The 15788-nt window shown below is 48.5% G+C and carries 15 protein-coding genes; 4 read left to right on the forward strand and 11 right to left on the reverse strand.

Annotation, left to right across the window (positions count from 1 at the left end; translation table 11 throughout):
- Nucleotides 1–63: 63 nt before the first annotated feature.
- From mltG to OEY58_18135, 11 genes are all read right to left on the reverse strand, one after another.
- Nucleotides 64–1128: an endolytic transglycosylase MltG gene (mltG, locus tag OEY58_18085; GenBank protein ID MDH5327366.1), complete on the reverse strand. Its 1065-nt coding sequence runs from the start codon at nucleotides 1126–1128 to the stop codon at nucleotides 64–66.
- A gap of 47 nt (nucleotides 1129–1175) precedes the next feature.
- A complete protein-coding gene (pabC, locus tag OEY58_18090) occupies nucleotides 1176–1994 on the reverse strand; it encodes an aminodeoxychorismate lyase (GenBank protein MDH5327367.1) in 819 nt (272 codons plus the stop codon).
- Nucleotides 1995–2006: 12 nt separating this feature from the next.
- Nucleotides 2007–3437, reverse strand: coding sequence for an aminodeoxychorismate synthase component I (locus OEY58_18095; protein ID MDH5327368.1), 1431 nt, complete (start codon nucleotides 3435–3437; stop codon nucleotides 2007–2009).
- Nucleotides 3438–3538: 101 nt separating this feature from the next.
- Nucleotides 3539–4780, reverse strand: a complete 1242-nt coding sequence (gene fabF, locus OEY58_18100) for a beta-ketoacyl-ACP synthase II (protein ID MDH5327369.1) — start codon at nucleotides 4778–4780, stop codon at nucleotides 3539–3541.
- A 152-nt stretch (nucleotides 4781–4932) separates the two neighbouring features.
- The gene (gene acpP / locus OEY58_18105) at nucleotides 4933–5169 is read right to left on the reverse strand and encodes an acyl carrier protein (protein MDH5327370.1); all 237 of its coding nucleotides are present in this window, start codon (nucleotides 5167–5169) and stop codon (nucleotides 4933–4935) included.
- A 177-nt stretch (nucleotides 5170–5346) separates the two neighbouring features.
- Nucleotides 5347–6090, reverse strand: a complete 744-nt coding sequence (fabG, locus tag OEY58_18110; GenBank protein ID MDH5327371.1) for a 3-oxoacyl-ACP reductase FabG — start codon at nucleotides 6088–6090, stop codon at nucleotides 5347–5349.
- Nucleotides 6091–6156: 66 nt separating this feature from the next.
- Nucleotides 6157–7089, reverse strand: coding sequence for an ACP S-malonyltransferase (gene fabD, locus OEY58_18115; protein ID MDH5327372.1), 933 nt, complete (start codon nucleotides 7087–7089; stop codon nucleotides 6157–6159).
- A gap of 49 nt (nucleotides 7090–7138) precedes the next feature.
- On the reverse strand, nucleotides 7139–8107 hold the full coding sequence (locus OEY58_18120; protein MDH5327373.1) for a ketoacyl-ACP synthase III: 969 nt from the start codon (nucleotides 8105–8107) through the stop codon (nucleotides 7139–7141).
- Complete coding sequence (gene plsX / locus OEY58_18125; protein ID MDH5327374.1) at nucleotides 8104–9129, reverse strand: phosphate acyltransferase PlsX; 1026 nt, start codon at nucleotides 9127–9129, stop codon at nucleotides 8104–8106. Before plsX ends, OEY58_18120 begins: the two co-directional genes overlap by 4 nt.
- 102 nt (nucleotides 9130–9231) lie before the next feature.
- Entirely contained in the window at nucleotides 9232–9414 is a 183-nt protein-coding gene (rpmF, locus tag OEY58_18130) for a 50S ribosomal protein L32 (GenBank protein MDH5327375.1), read from the reverse strand.
- 32 nt (nucleotides 9415–9446) lie between these two features.
- The gene (locus OEY58_18135) at nucleotides 9447–10109 is read right to left on the reverse strand and encodes a YceD family protein (GenBank protein ID MDH5327376.1); all 663 of its coding nucleotides are present in this window, start codon (nucleotides 10107–10109) and stop codon (nucleotides 9447–9449) included.
- A 264-nt stretch (nucleotides 10110–10373) separates the two neighbouring features.
- Between OEY58_18135 and OEY58_18140 the strand changes: the two genes are divergently transcribed.
- The 4 genes from OEY58_18140 (at nucleotide 10374) to OEY58_18155 (ending at nucleotide 15748) form a co-directional block, all read left to right on the forward strand.
- Nucleotides 10374–11792 carry an acetyl-CoA carboxylase biotin carboxylase subunit gene (locus tag OEY58_18140; protein ID MDH5327377.1) on the forward strand — a complete coding sequence of 473 codons (1419 nt, stop codon included), beginning with the start codon at nucleotides 10374–10376 and terminating at the stop codon, nucleotides 11790–11792.
- Between the two features lie 42 nt (nucleotides 11793–11834).
- Entirely contained in the window at nucleotides 11835–13670 is a 1836-nt protein-coding gene (gene oadA / locus OEY58_18145; protein ID MDH5327378.1) for a sodium-extruding oxaloacetate decarboxylase subunit alpha, read from the forward strand.
- Between the two features lie 222 nt (nucleotides 13671–13892).
- Nucleotides 13893–14282, forward strand: coding sequence for a DUF551 domain-containing protein (locus OEY58_18150; protein MDH5327379.1), 390 nt, complete (start codon nucleotides 13893–13895; stop codon nucleotides 14280–14282).
- 176 nt (nucleotides 14283–14458) lie between these two features.
- A complete protein-coding gene (locus OEY58_18155) occupies nucleotides 14459–15748 on the forward strand; it encodes a molybdopterin molybdotransferase MoeA (GenBank protein MDH5327380.1) in 1290 nt (429 codons plus the stop codon).
- Nucleotides 15749–15788: the final 40 nt, after the last annotated feature.

Genomic DNA, 15788 nt, shown 5'->3' on the forward strand with positions numbered 1-15788 from the left:
AACCTACCTCAGTTTATTCCGATTCATTTTTATGAAACTCGGTAAATTATTTTGAAATCCACCTCATTTGGATTGTGAGACCTTTTTGGGAACCTTCGGCATGGATGAAAAAGGGCGTGCCTTTCCCCCTAATTGATACTTTATGACCGCATTGTTGTGATCGCGTAAATTACCGGTAAACACATGGCTACCATCCCCCTTAGCCACGAAATACAGACTATTACCATCCTCAGGATGTAACGCCGCATAAATGGCCTCCCGTCCCGGCATCGCAATCGGCGTAGGCGGCAAACCATGACGTCTATAGGTGTTGTACGGGGTATCTTTAAGTAAATCTCGACGCCGTATATTGCCGTCAAATTTTTCCCCGATGCCGTAAATCACCGTAGGGTCTGTTTGTAGGCGCATCCCCTTTTGCAACCGCCGAACAAAAACACCGGCAATGGTGGGACGCTCACTGGCCAGGCCGGTTTCCTTTTCCACAATGGACGCCATAATCAAGGCTTCATAGGATGTTTTATAGGGTAACCCGGCGGCACGTTTTTCCCATTCGGTCTCCAAATATTGCTTCATAGCTTTATAGGCGCGCTGTAGGTATTCCACATCCGTGGTACCGCGGGGAAAATTATAAGTGTCCGGCAAAAACCAGCCCTCAGGGTGTGTCCCTTCCAATCCCAGAGAAGCCATCACGTGCTTGGCACTGAGATCGGTTAAGGTATGTTTCAGATTGGGGTTTTTTTGTAACTCGGTCATTAACTCCCTAAAGGTCCAGCCTTCCACAAAGGTAGCGGAATACTGAATGGTTTGGCCGCGGGTGATTTTATCGAACAGAGTTTTCGGCGTCATATCCCTGTTGATGAAATATTCACCCACTTTGATCTTGTCCGCCTTACCCATCACCCGCCCATACCAAACCAAATATCGAGGATGATCGATAATTTTTTGTTCAAAAAGATTTTTGGAAAAATGCGTGAGGGTTTGCCCGGATTTAATTTCCACTGCTTGACCTTCGGCCAGTGTCTGCATGGGTGTGTTTAAAAACCGATCAAACGCCATGTAAACCCAACCCCCAGCCAAACTCCCGATTAAAACGCCCGCTCCGACCAGTTTGTAAACAACATTTTTCATAAATCGTTCTTATCTCTGTGGGTTACCATAAAAGTTACCAGAAATGGTTACCGGAAATATTGTAATCGTTCCATAATCTCTTGTGTAATGGGACCTACAGTATACAGATGTTGTTCCAACTGTCGTACGGGCCAAACCCCAATCAAACTGTTACTGACGAATATTTCCTCTGCATCCCGCAAGTCTTGTGGCGTCACGCTTGTAATATCGAGCTCAATTCCCAGGTCTTGAGCCAATTTCAATATATGGTGACGCATAACTCCGGCAACACCGCATAACGATAAGTCCGGAGTCATAATACGGTTGTTTTTCACCAGAAAAATATTGCTCATACAACCTTCCACTACTTCATTGTCATTGTTTAGCATGATGCCCTCTTGGATTTCCGGGTCGTCCCATTCCCTTCTGGCCAGTACCTGCTGTAAACAATTCAGGTGTTTTAGCCCTGCTAATGCCGGTTGTATAGCCAGTCGAGTCCGGCAAAAGCGCATGCGGATACCTGAACGCCAAAAATCGGACTTATAGCGAGGAAACTTCTGGTGCATCACAATTCTTGTGGGTGATTCAGTACCGGTAACAGCAAATCCCCGCTGCCCTACGCCCCGTGTCACTATTATTTTTATGACTTCCAAATCCTCTCCACAAAGCAATGATACGGCTTCGTGCTCTAACAGGGTCGAATCCGGCACGGCTATCCCCAATCGCTCACAACCGGAACGGAGGCGCTGCAGGTGTAACGACCATAAACACAGGTGACCCTGTTGAACCCGTACGGTTTCGAAAAGACCGTCACCATAGAACAATCCCCGGTCAGATGCGGAAATTTGATCTTCGGGTCTACCGTTGATTAACTGGGTTAAAGTCATATTGGCGTTAGATCATTTAAGTAAACCTAAAGCCAACAAGATACCCCTGGCTTTGGCCCTGGTTTCTTCCAATTCCCATTGTGGCTCAGAATCAGCCACAATTCCGGCACCGGCACGCAAACTCAAATGGTTGTCGCATAGTTTCATCGTCCGAATCAAAATATTAAAATCCATATCACCGTTATGATTGATATATCCTATGGAGCCGGTATAGGCACCTCGTGCCTGCTGTTCCAGTTCGGCAATGATTTCCATACACCGGACTTTAGGGCAACCGGTAATAGTGCCTCCGGGAAACACGGCCTTAATCACCTCACCGGGTGTGGTTCCCTTTAACAAGCGCCCCTTGATGTTGGAGACAATATGATGCACATGGGCATAGGATTCCAACACCATCAGTTCGTTAACATGGATACTGCCCGGACGGCAAATGCGTCCAAGGTCGTTGCGTTCCAGATCAATCAACATCACGTGTTCGGCACGTTCCTTTGGATGTGACATCAATTCGGATTTATAAGCACTATCGTCCGCGGCTATATGGGCCGTGGGGCGCGTACCGGCTATGGGCCTGGTTTCCACCACATCGCCGGTAACGCGAACCAGACGTTCCGGTGAAGAACTCATAATAATATGCTGCTGGAATTTGGCCAGTCCAAAATAAGAAGCAGGATTATGACGGCGCAATCGGCGATAGAGCTGGGTATAGTCGCCGTTAAATTCCATATTCCATCGGCGTGACAGGTTTACCTGAAACACGTCGCCTTCCTTAATGTAAGACTTAATGGCCTTAACGCTGGAAATATACCGTTGCGGTTCTTCTTCCTCAACGTTGTTGCAAACACTGTCGCCCGGCAACGAGGCTGTGGCCTCTGTAAGATCCTGTAACACCTGATCCCTTATTTGCGAACACAGTGCAAAAGAGGATTCCCATACCAACAATAGCCGCTTGAGGCGGGCGTCACGAACAATGGCTACCGGAATTCGGGTAGCGTAAGCCACCGGTTCACGATCCGGCTGCGGCAACTGCAAAACCGGCTCAATTTGCTGCGCCAACTCATAACCCAAATAAACAAACCAGCCACCCAAAAATGGAACACCAAGGTCCTTCCCACCCTCATCCACGCGGTTCTGTTTAAATCGATAGTCAAACTCATCCAGAAAGGTTTGAGCACAAGCATTTTGCGGTATGTCCGGTTCTGCATCCGGTCCGTGGGCTGTATAGTGTAATCCGTTTAGAGGATCCAGAACCAAACTGAATTGAGGAAAGGCGAACAGTATATCGTAGTGTCCGTTTGCGGAACTGTGAGCGACAGATTCCAGCAAATAAGGATAGCGTTGGGAATTCAGTTGATGTAACTGTAATAGATCTGTTTCGTAGTGGGCGCTCAGATCATAGCTGTGAATGAAAGCAGAACTTTTGGTGCCGGCCGTAAGTTGCATCATGTGTTATCGGGATGCAACTTACGACTTGCAAAACGACTCGCTAAAATACGACCGGCCAAAAAAAAGGATATCAGCACGGACAGGTGCATGAGTTCACTAAATTACTCAGCTTTACCTAAGACGATGGTTCCGTTGGTGCCGCCAAAGCCGAAGGAATTGGAGATTGCCACGTTCATGGTCAGTTCCCTTGCTGTGTGAGGTACATAATCCAGATCACATTCCGGGTCGGGGGTGATGAGGTTGATGGTGGGTGGTGCCACTTGATCTCGCAGAGCCAAAGCAGTGAAAATGGCTTCGATACCACCGGCTGCGCCCAGCAAATGCCCGGTCATGGACTTGGTGGAACTCATGGGAATTTTATAAGCTAAATCTCCAAACAAACCTTTTACAGCATCTGTTTCACCTTTATCGCCTGCTTTGGTAGAGGTGCCATGAGCGTTAATGTAATTCACATCAGACTTGTTCACACCGGAATTTCTCAAAGCGTTTTCCATGCAGCGTCTCGCCCCGTCTCCCATAGGTGAAGGAGACGTCATATGATACGCATCGCCACTGAGACCAAAGCCCAGCAATTCGGCGTAAATTTTTGCGCCACGCTTTTTCGCATGTTCGTACTCTTCCAGGACCACAACCCCGGCACCATCGCTCAATACAAATCCATCCCGATCCAAATCCCAGGGACGACTGGCCGTTTCCGGGTCATCATTGCGTGTCGACAAGGCCTTAGCCGCGCAGAACCCGCCTAAACCGGTATAAGAACACGCCATTTCAGCACCGCCGGCCACCATAACATCGGCATCGCCGTATTCTATTAAACGACCGGCATCACCAATACAATGTGTGCCTGTGGTGCAAGCGGTGGTTATGGCCAGATTGGGACCTTTGAGGCCGAACATGATGGAGAAGTTTCCCGAAATCATATTGATAATATTAGCAGGGACGAAAAAGGGCGAAATTTTTCGGGGTCCGCCCTGTAAGTAAGCGTCGTGGCCCTTTTCAATTCCGGTAACACCGCCAATACCCGAACCAATAAATACACCTACCCTGGGGGCATTTTCTTCGGTAATTTCCAAACCGGAATCTTTCAAAGCTTGGGTTCCAGCGGCGATGCCGTAATGGATAAAGGGATCCATTTTTTTAACGTCTTTACGCGGAATATAATCTTCGACGTTAAAACCTTTTACTGATCCACCAAAGCGCGTGGGGTAATCGCTGACATCAAAATGCGTCAACGGCGCGATGCCGCTTTTCCCTTCCAATATATTTTGCCAGGATTCCTGGGCGGTTAACCCCACCGGGGAAACCATGCCTATTCCAGTAATTACAACGCGTCGCTTACTCAAAAAACTCGCCTCATGTTCTAGGGAGCTTCTGATTAAGCGCTCAACTCAATCAGAGTAGGCTCCTTTTGGTTACGCAAAGGGTTACGCCAAAATACAAAAGGCCGCGATCACTAGCGCGATCAAGCGGCCCCTGGTTTGAATCCCCAAGTCAGTTAGCTTAGGTTTTTATTGATGTAATCAGTTGCCTGCTGTACGGTGGTAATTTTCTCCGCATCTTCGTCAGGAATTTCAGTTTCAAATTCCTCTTCAAGTGCCATGACTAATTCCACTGTATCAAGGGAGTCTGCACCCAAGTCATCGACGAAGGAAGACTCATTGGTTACTTCTTCTTCCTTAACGCCTAGTTGTTCAACAACGATTTTCTTTACTCGTTCCTCAACGGTGCTCATTTTGGACAAATCCTCCCAATAGTTAAAATAACAGCGAATCTAGTTCTAGCTGCGGACGGTATTCTATTGAAAACCGGGGTTAGTTACAAGTTAATTTATCTTTCAAACAGACTCTAAACAATCACAACATCTGTTTGATATATATCATTTTTTTTGACTTTTCGCGGCAAAAAGTGCTCAGCTCATAACCATTCCACCATTCACATGAATGGTTTCACCGGTAATATAAGCGGCATCAGACGACGCTAAAAACGCTACAGCAGCCGCAATTTCTTCCGGTTGCCCCAGGCGACTCAGAGGAATATCCTTTAATAAAGCCTCTCTGTGCTTCTCTGGTAAAGCCTTGGTCATATCGGTATCAATAAAACCCGGTGCCACAGCATTAACGGTTATACCTCTGGACCCCACTTCACGTGCCAATGATTTGGTAAAACCGATCAAACCGGCTTTAGCTGCTGCATAGTTGGTTTGGCCTGCATTCCCGGACGCTCCCACGACAGAACTAATGCTAATGATACGCCCAGCCCTCGCTTTCATCATGGTCTTTAAGCAAGCTTTACTCAACCGATATACAGAGGTGAGATTGGTATCCATAATGGCCTGCCATTCTTCATCCTTCATGCGCATGAGTAAATTGTCTTTCGTAATGCCGGCGTTATTGACCAGAATGCCGGGTGCGCCAAACTGTTCTTGTATTTGCTGCAAAACCGCATCCACTGACGCCTGACTGGTGACATCGAGGACAAACCCGGCGCCTTTAATACCTGCCTGCTCCAAATAGGCACTAATAGCATCTGCTCCGGATTGACTGGTGGCTGTACCAATCACGATAGCTCCGCCTTGGCCGAGTTTTAAGGCAATAGCCTGACCAATACCGCGGCTGGCTCCCGTAACCAATGCAATTTCATTATCCAATCCCATATTTCTCCCCTCTGTACTTATCCGCCCGGCGCTGCTCTTATCCACCCGGCGCTGCTCTTATCCGCTCTATCCCAGCGCTACTATGGCTTCATCAATGCTCTCGGGTGAAAAAACGCTGAAATTATTGACTTTACGATTAATGCGTTTGTTCAACCCCATTAATACCTTACCCGGACCGCATTCCACAATGGTATCGACGCCATCAGCAGCCATTTTATTCACTGTATCAACCCAACGTACCGGATTACACAACTGTCTCACCAAAGCGTCTTTTACTTCGTCCGCCTCGTTGCTCACACTGACATCAACATTGTTGATGACAGCGATTGCAGCAGAGTTAAAACTAATATTTCGCAATCGTTCCGCCAAATAGTGCGCTGCCGGCTCCATCAATTGACAATGGGATGGAACACTAACGGGTAGTACCAAGGCCCGTTTGGCGCCTGCGGATTTGCACGCCTCTACTGCGCGTTCCACTGCTGCCGTGTTACCGGCAATTACGACCTGTCCCGGAGAATTAAAATTTACCGCCTGCACCACTTCATCTTGTGTTGAGTCCTCACAGGCCTTTATCACCTGTGCGTCTTCCAAGCCGATAATAGCAGCCATCGCGCCCTCACCGGCAGGAACCGCTTCCTGCATGAAACGGCCGCGATCCGCCACCAGGGCAACCGCATCTTTTAATTCCAATACACCAGCACAAACCAAGGCAGTATATTCACCCAAGCTGTGTCCTGCCAGGACGGTGGGTTGTGGACCTTGTTTTTCCTGCCACACTCTCCAAACAGCAACACCGGCGCATAACATAGCGGGTTGCGTTACATCGGTTTGGTTGAGCTTCTCAACCGGCCCGTTCTGAACCACATCCCATAAATCATAGTTAAGCACCTGGGAAGCAAGCTCATAGGTTTGTGTAACCACAGGGAATTGTTCCGCCAAAGCCGTCAACATGCCGACTGACTGTGACCCTTGCCCGGGAAATACAAATGCTAATGACATATTTCTCTATCCTGCTTATTAAATTCTTTTTATTGAACAGCGTGCGCCATCAATATCGTAGTAAGGCGGAGCCCCAGGTGAAACCACCACCAAAAGCTTCCAGTAACACAGTATCACCACGCTTAATCCTGCCATCGCGGATAGCCACATCCAAAGCCAAAGGCACTGATGCAGCGGAGGTGTTGCCATGTTCTTGCACAGTTACCACAACATGATCCATAGACATTTTTAATTTTTTCGCTGTCGCTGCAATAATCCGTATATTGGCTTGGTGTGGCACCAGCCAATCCACATCGGATTTTGCCATTTTATTTGCCGATAAGGTTTCATCGACGATGCGACCCAGGGTGTTGACCGCCATCTTGAACACTTCATTACCTTGCATTTTAATAAATGCCTCACCCTTAATGACTTTATCGTAGCCATCGGATACACCGTGAGGTACGGTTAATAAATCTTTGTATTGTCCATCCGCATGCAAATGGGTAGACAAAATGCCCGGCTCATCGCCGGCCTGCAGCACCACAGCGCCCGCACCATCTCCAAACAAAACACAAGTAGAGCGGTCGCTCCAATCCACAATTCGAGATAAGGTTTCTGCCCCCACGACCAGTACATTGGTCGCACTGTCCGTACGAATAAACTTGTCCGCCACACCGAGGGCGTAAACAAAACCGGTACATACCGCTTGAACATCAAAGGCCGCACAGCCATGAATCCCCAACCGTTGCTGTAACAAGCAAGCGGTACTGGGAAACACTTGATTGGGTGTAGTGGTCGCTAAAACAATCAGGTCTATATCCGTGGGAATCAACCCGGCCGCTTCAATAGCCGCTCGAGCTGCTTTCTCCGCCAAATCGCAGGTGGTTTCATTGTCTGCTGCGACATGGCGTTTCTTAATGCCGGTACGATCCGTAATCCATTGATCAGTAGTTTCTACCATTTGCTCCAGATCATGGTTCGTGAGCACTTTTTCCGGCAGATAGCCGCCGGTTCCCACAATTTTTGAATATTTCAAACCGCTTGCCTCTCTGACAATACCGTTTCCAATTGTTTGGCGATGCGGGCGGGTACATTTTTTTCCACTTGTATAACTGCTTCGCGAATCGCATATGCAAACGCGGTTTTATCCGCACCACCGTGACTTTTGACTACAATGCCCCGCAAACCGATTAAGGTCGCACCGTTATACCGACGAGGATCTATTTTATTCTTGAAGGCTTTGAGGACCGGTAATGCAATCAAACCGGCCAATTTGGTAAACCAATTGCGTTTAAATTCCTGTTTCATGAAATGGCTGATTAAGGCGGCCACGCCTTCAGCGGTTTTCAGGGAGACGTTCCCCACAAATCCGTCACATACCACCACATCCGCACTGCCTTTGTAAACATCATCACCTTCTACATAACCGATGTAGTTAAGGTTGCTGGCAGCCAGCAAACGTGTGGTCTCCTTCACCCTCTCGTTCCCTTTCATTTCCTCTTCGCCAATATTGAGCAAGCCCACTGTAGGCGACTCGATATTTTCTACGGCGCTGGTCAATACCGAACCCATGACAGCAAATTCAAACAGATTCTCTGCACTACTGTCCACATTGGCCCCCATATCCAAAACATGGGTCTGGCCTGTTACGGCCGGTAACGCCACAATAATCGCCGGTCGATCCACACCCGCGATGGTTTTCAACACGAAACGGGCTGTAGCCATTAATGCTCCCGTATTTCCGGCGCTAACACAAGCCTGGGCCCGCCCTTCTTTGACCAGGTTAATCGCAACCCGCATAGACGAGTTTTTCTTGTTTCGCAGGGCATGCGAAGGTAAATCATCCATCTCCACCGTTTGTTCGGCATGGAGTATTTCCAAGCGAGCAGAGGAATAGTTGTGTTTTGCCAATTCTTCCTGAAGTACAGTCTCCCTCCCCACTAAGATTATATGGATATGGGGATTTTCTTTCAAAACATCCAAAGCAGCAGGCACCGTGACCATTGGACCGGTGTCGCCACCCATTGCGTCCAAGGCTATTGTGACGGATTCAGTCATAAATACCTTGTAATTATTTTATATTTTATTTGGGAATGGGCAGCAGTCCGTGCACGGCTGCTGCCTAAAGATGAGTCTGAGCTGGACAAATATTACCCAATCTTAATCGTCGCTTTTGCCGGCAACGACTTTTCGGCCACGGTAGTAGCCATCAGGGCTGATGTGATGACGCAAGTGCGTCTCACCCGTCGTGGCCTCGATGGATAATGCACGGCTTTTCAGTCCGTCATGGGCCCTTCTCATACCACGCTTGGAAGGAGACTTTTTGTTTTGTTGAACCGCCATCAGATTTTCCTCTTAATACTTACAAAACATGTTTAATCTTTATCTTTCTTGTTGGATTTCAATTGCTCCAACACCTTGAAAGGGTTTTCCCGTTCGGGCTTACCCGGACTTTCTGTCGCGGCGCCTGCATTGATTTCAACGGTGCCACCCGTACGGTTGCCGCCGCGAACCTTGCCGCCTTTCCCGGATTTTCCGCCTGCTGCCTTAACTTCGCAGTCTCCCGGCTTATGTGACGCCACATCAGGTAAACCCAGGATTAATTCATCCTCTACTATGTCTATTAATGCCAGTTGTTCAGTATCCAGCAACAAAGGCTCATACTGTTCGGGGAGGCGGGGCAAATCCGCAGATGATACTATACCCAAGTTCACCCGAAGCCGCAGCGGATATTCCATAGCTTCCATACAACGTTGGCATTGCAACATCAGTTGCGCCTCTACCTTGCCTTTCACCACTGACCAACGGTTTGCGTCAATGCTGAATTCCAAGTCGATCGCCACTGTGCCCGAAGAATCCAGCAGGAAATCTGCCAGTCGATCCATTCTCGACAGCGGCAATTCGCCTTTGAGGACTCGGTGCTTTTCCGCCAATCGCAGCGGTTCTATAAGCTCGGGGAGCTGCTTCAACATAAACGCGCAATGGTATAAGCAATTAAAACCTTTGTCAAAATTCTTTATTTGGATGAGTTCACACATTGTGTCTCCCACAAAGAAAATTTTGTGGGAATGGGGTTTACGGACTGGCGCAAAACCGCAATTTTGGTTATAAAAATTCCCATACTCTTTTTTAATACAAACAGTTAATTTTCTACGTCATTTCATTATAATTTGAATGGCTATATCCAATGTGTTGATTTTTTGTGCTTGGTCAATTACTTATTGATATATTCTGCACATTTGGGTCTATAATTTCATTTGTTTAAGACTTGCCGGTAATTAAGAGTTAAGGAAAGGTGGCCATTGATTAAAAAAATACTGATAGCCAACCGCGGGGAAATTGCCGTCAGAATTGCACGCGCCTGCGCTGAAATGGGCATAAAATCCGTGGCCGTCTACACCGACGCAGATCGCTATTCTCTTCACGTAAAAAAAGCCGATGAATCCTACAGCCTCGGGCCGGATAGTGTCGCGGGCTATCTAAATGCCCACCGTATCGTCAATTTGGCGGTGGAAGCCGGTTGTGACGGTCTCCATCCCGGCTATGGGTTTTTGTCGGAAAACCCCTTACTTTCAGAGATATGCGCCAAACGCGGGGTGCGATTCATTGGCCCCAGCGCAGCAGTCATTCGTAAAATGGGCAACAAAATTGAGGCTCGCCAGGCTATGATCGCCGCCGGAGTTCCCGTCATCCCAGGCAGTGAAGGCAATGTGGCTAACGTGGATGAGGCCAAAACGGTAGCCGCCAAAATCGGCTACCCGGTAATGTTAAAAGCCACAGCCGGTGGTGGCGGACGCGGTATTCGCCGCTGTGAAAACGAGGCAGCCTTACAACGTAATTTTTCCCGGGTCATTTCGGAAGCCAGCAAAGCCTTTGGCAGCACTGATATTTTCGTTGAAAAATGCATTGATAACCCACGACACATAGAAGCGCAAATCCTGGCTGATCAACACGGTCAAGTAGTGCACTTATTCGAAAGGGACTGCTCCATCCAGCGACGCCACCAAAAACTCATTGAAATCGCCCCCTCGCCCCAGTTAAATCAAAAGCAAAGAGAAACCTTGGGCGATTTAGCCGTGCGAGCCGCCACTGCCGTGAATTACGAGAATGCCGGCACAGTGGAGTTTCTTATGGACGACACGGAAAGCTTCTACTTCATGGAAATGAACACACGTCTGCAAGTGGAACACACGGTGACCGAACAAATTACCGGCATCGATATCGTCCAGGAACAAATTCGCATCGCCTCCGGATTGCAGTTGCGATACGGACAGGAGGACATCCAACGACGGGGGTTCGCCATGGAGTTCCGTATCAACGCAGAGGACCCCAAAAACGATTTTCTACCCAGTTTCGGACGCGTGACCCGGTATCTGGCTCCCGGAGGTCCCGGTGTGCGTACGGATGCAGCTATCTACTCCGGTTATGACATCCCACCTTATTACGATTCCATGTGTGCCAAACTGACCGTTTGGGCATTGGATTGGGATGCACTGTTGGATCGCTCAATTCGCGCGTTAAACGACATTCGGGTTTACGGGGTAAAAACCACTATCCCCTACCAAATTGAAATCCTCAAATCCGCAGAATTTCGCACGGGGAAATTCAACACCGGATTTGTTGAGGCTCACCCGGAACTGGTGAACTACTCCGTTCGTCGATCCTCACGCCATATCGCTGCGGCCATTGCCGCAGCGTTGGCAGCACACATGGGATTGTAACGGCAGGTAAACAAAGACAACCAAGGGAGTTCAGAACCAATAATGCAAAAAGTACACATCACTGACACCGTTTTGCGCGATGCACACCAGTCTCTGCTGGCGACACGCATGAGAACTGAAGACATGATTCCTATCTGTAACAAATTGGACAGCATCGGCTTCTGGTCCCTTGAGGTTTGGGGTGGTGCCACTTTTGACGCTTGTATTCGGTTTTTAAAAGAAGATCCCTGGGATCGCTTACGACAGCTAAAGGAACATCTGCCTAACACCCCCTTACAAATGTTGTTGCGAGGCCAAAATCTGCTGGGTTACCGCCATTACTCCGACGATGTGGTTAAGGCCTTTGTAAAACAGTCTGCCAGTAATGGCGTGGATGTGTTTAGAGTCTTTGATGCCTTGAACGACATTAGGAATATGCAAGTATCTATTGAATCGGTGAAAATAGAAAACAAACATGCGCAAGCCGCTATCTCATACACCACCAGCCCAGTCCATGGAATCGACACTTTTGTGGAAATGGCCCTGGCCCTGGAAAAAATGGGAGCTGACAGCATCGCCATTAAAGATATGGCGGGTCTGCTGACACCGGATGCTACAGAAAAGTTGGTCAAAGCCATGGTGGCGGAACTTAAAGTTCCGGTACACCTGCACTCCCATACCACATCCGGATTAGCCAGTATGTGTCAACTCAAAGCCATCGAATCGGGCTGCTATCATATTGACACGGCTATTTCCACCTTATCGGGCGGCACCAGCCATCCGCCTACGGAAAGCATGGTCGCCGCCTTAAAAGGCACTCTCTATGATACCGGCCTGGATTTGAGCTCCTTGCAGGAAATTGGTTTTTATTTTCAAAACGTACGCAAAAAATACCACCAATTCGAAAGTGAATATACGGGGGTCGATACTCGGGTTCAGATCAACCAGGTGCCGGGGGGGATGATTTCCAACCTATCCAATCAATTGCGGGAACAAGGCGCTTTAAACCGTATGAACGAGGTATTGGCGGAGATCCCCAGAGTCCGCAAAGATCTGGGTTACCCGCCGCTGGTCACCCCCACTTCCCAAATCGTGGGGACTCAGGCCGTACTCAATGTGCTCACGGACAAACGCTACAAGACCATCACCAATGAAGTTAAATTGTATATGCAAGGCCGTTACGGTAAACCGCCCGGGCAGGTTAACGAATCTTTGCAGCAACAAGCGATTGGTAATGCGGATATTATCGATTGCCGCCCTGCGGATTTGCTGGACCCGGAAATGCAGAATCTGCGTGCGGAAATAAAGGACCTGGCACAAAACGACGATGACGTTCTGATTTTTGCCATGTTCCCGGAAATCGGTCGCGATTTTTTGCAACAGCGTCAAAACGGTACCTTGGAGCCGGAACCCCTGCTACCTCCCGGCTCAGACTCCGCACCGGACTATTGCATGGCAGCCACGGAATTTAATGTGGTGCTCCACGGTGAAAGCTATCACATTAAGGTCAATGGGACCGGACATCAATCCGAAGACAAACGCGCTTTCTATATTAACGTTGACGGCTTTCCGGAAGAAATCATGGTGGAGACTCTGGATCAATTGGCGCTTTATTCCAATGGCGCACCACCACCGACAGAACTGAGAAAACACAGCAAAGGCAGTAGTCGACCCAAAGCCACCAAACCTGGCCATGTCACCACCTCCATGCCTGGCACTATAGTGGATGTATTGGTCAAGGAAAACGATACCGTTGCAGCGGGTGATCCGGTTTTGGTCACTGAAGCGATGAAAATGGAAACAGAAATCCAAGCCACTATTGCAGGGAAGGTGGTTAAAATCTATGTGACCAAAGGTGAAAACGTTAACCCAGATGAAGTACTGATTGAAATCGAGTAAAGCGGCTTTATCATTTTTAATTCATCTAATTCCACATTAATGATAACAGGTGACGTGTTCATAAAAAAGTTTGAAGTAGCCTCTTAAACGGTGTTAAATTATAAGACAGTTAATTCCGCTGTTTCATTTTTGGAACCTTGGTCAGAAAATGCACTGTATTTGATCTAAGAGTTCCCACTGGATTTCTGATTTACTCTGCAACACTAAAGCTGGAGTTTTCACATGAATTGGATCAGTGTTACCGATCAATTACCCGTGACATCTGAAGATGTTCTCGCCTATGCACCTGGCGACGGTTGTTTCCGAGCCTGGTACGATAATACGGCTTGGTTTACCCATGAACGACGCAATAAATGCGAACCGACGCATTGGATGTATTTACCGGAAGCGCCGAAGATCGCAGCTCCCAACGGCCCTGCGAGTCATGGTATGACAGACCAATTGATATCCAGCGAAACACGACCGTATTCCGTTTGGAGCGAAACGGTTGAAACCGCAAAAGATATCCGTCAGGCCTGGGAAACACGCTTTGGTGGTCCGTATAAAATTGTGAAAAGCAACAACGGCTATAAAGTTCTTTACACCGGCGAGTGGAAAGACGCAGTTATATAACCCTGCTTACTTTTCGTCAGAGACATGACGCCACGATCCCTGACGTTCCTATCTGTTATCAGTACCGTTATTGTGCGGCCTGCAACGTTGTTATCTGCAACAGTGCCGGTTATTATTCCCTCCTTTGGCAACTAAAATAGTGAACCGAACTCCTCACCTATGAGTACTAAGCAACTATGAGTACTAAGCAACCTGTCCCCACCAACCCCAGCTGCATGGATGAACACGATCCCAACAGCCTTAGCGTCAAACACGCATTAGAGAAAATAAGGTCTCAGGTGGAACCGGTTCCAACGTGGGAAAAACTCGCTTTACGAGACGGTCTTAATCGTGTGGTTTACGACCCTATCCACTCTCCCATGGAAGTACCGCCTTATACCAACTCCGCCATGGATGGTTATGCAGTCCGCGCTGACGATCTCATTAGCGAACCTGCCAGTGACGCCGCTATTGACCTTCAAGTCGTCGCCACGGTGATGGCGGGTTCACCCTATAGCGGCGAGATTCAGCGGGGCCAATGTGCCCGCATTATGACAGGCGGAAAAATGCCTCCAGGAACCGATACCGTTATTATGCAGGAACACGTACAACGGTCAGATGATCGTATTCGCTTTAATCCCTGTCACCAACCTGGCCAAAACGTACGTCATGCCGGTGAGGATATTGCCAAAGACAGTGTTGTCCTACAGCGAGGCCAAAGTATTGGCCCGGCAGAATTGGGACTGTTGGCTTCCCTGGGGATCAATGAATTTCGGGTATTTCGCCGGGTCCGGGTCACGTTTTTTTCCACCGGCAACGAACTGCAAAGTGTCGGAACCCCCTTACAGGAAGGTCAAATATACGACAGTAATCGATATACTTTGTATGGCATGTTGAAACGCTGTGGGGCGGAAATCTTGGATTTGGGCACCATACCCGACAATCAGGCGGCAACTGAAAAGGCGTTACTGCAAGCCGCGACACAATCCGATGTCATCATCACCTCCGGCGGTGTTTCGGTTGGTGACGCGGATTTCGTCAAGCAAGCTCTGGATAAACTCGGTGTGGTTAACTTTTGGCGCATCGCTATGAAACCGGGCAAGCCTCTGGCTTTCGGCCGCATCAATGAATGCCTTTTTTTCGGACTGCCCGGCAATCCGGTGTCTACCATGGTGACATTTTACCAGTTTGTTTTACCAACACTAAATACACTCAGTGGCAAACCTCAAACCGAGGCCATAGCCCTGGAACTACCTTGTTCTACGGCTATTAAAAAAGTACCGGGGCGAATGGAATTTCAACGAGGAATTATGGAGCACAGCCGGAACGGTCAGTTGCAGGTACGGGTTTGTGGAGAACAAGGCTCCGGCATACTCAGTTCCATGAGCAAAGCCAACTGCTTTATCATTTTGCCGGAATCCTGTGACGGTTTGGAAGCAGGATCTACCGTTCAAGTACAACCTTTTAACCAACTACTGATTGCCTGAATCTGACCGGGCCCAGGGGCCCGGCCAATGTTAAAGCGTA

It is taken from the genome of Gammaproteobacteria bacterium, from assembly GCA_029882975.1.
In the GTDB taxonomy this organism is placed as follows: domain Bacteria; phylum Pseudomonadota; class Gammaproteobacteria; order SZUA-152; family SZUA-152; genus JAJDNG01.